A 449-nucleotide genomic window follows, 5' to 3' on the forward strand; every position below is an offset into this window, starting at 1 on the left:
CCACCACCCCCACCTTGCGCCCGCCAGACCCCTTGCGGTCCGCGCCGGATTCCATGTAGCGGCCCGTGACGGTCTGTGCCGCGAGGCCGCACTCGGTCAGGACGTCCCAGGCGTTCTCGACCTGCGGCAGCGCCGCAATGTCCGCCATCGAGCAGCCGGCTGCCAGGTCGGGCAGGACGACCCGCTGCGTGTCGGCGGTGAGGATGTCGGCGCTCTCGGCCATGAAGTGCACACCGCAGAAGACGATGTACTCGGCATCCGGCCGGGCGGCGGCCTCGCGGGCCAGCTTGCACGAGTCGCCGGTCACGGCGGCGAACTGGATCACCTCGTCGCGCTGGTAGTGGTGGCCCAGCCCGAACACCTTTTCGCCGAAGGCGGCCTTCCGCGCTCTGGCCCGGGCCACCCGGTCGGGGTCGCCAGGCGCCCGCCGGCCACCCGGACCCCCCCTC

General features: G+C 73.1%; 1 protein-coding gene. It reads right to left on the reverse strand.

Annotation, left to right across the window (positions count from 1 at the left end; all coding sequences use genetic code 11):
- Nucleotides 1–449, reverse strand: a 449-nt coding sequence (gene nadA, locus JMF97_RS30825) for a quinolinate synthase NadA (RefSeq protein ID WP_203224694.1), incomplete at both ends; no start/stop codon positions are given.

The sequence above is a fragment of the Micromonospora fiedleri genome (genome assembly GCF_016774385.1).
GTDB lineage: Bacteria > Actinomycetota > Actinomycetes > Mycobacteriales > Micromonosporaceae > Micromonospora > Micromonospora gifhornensis.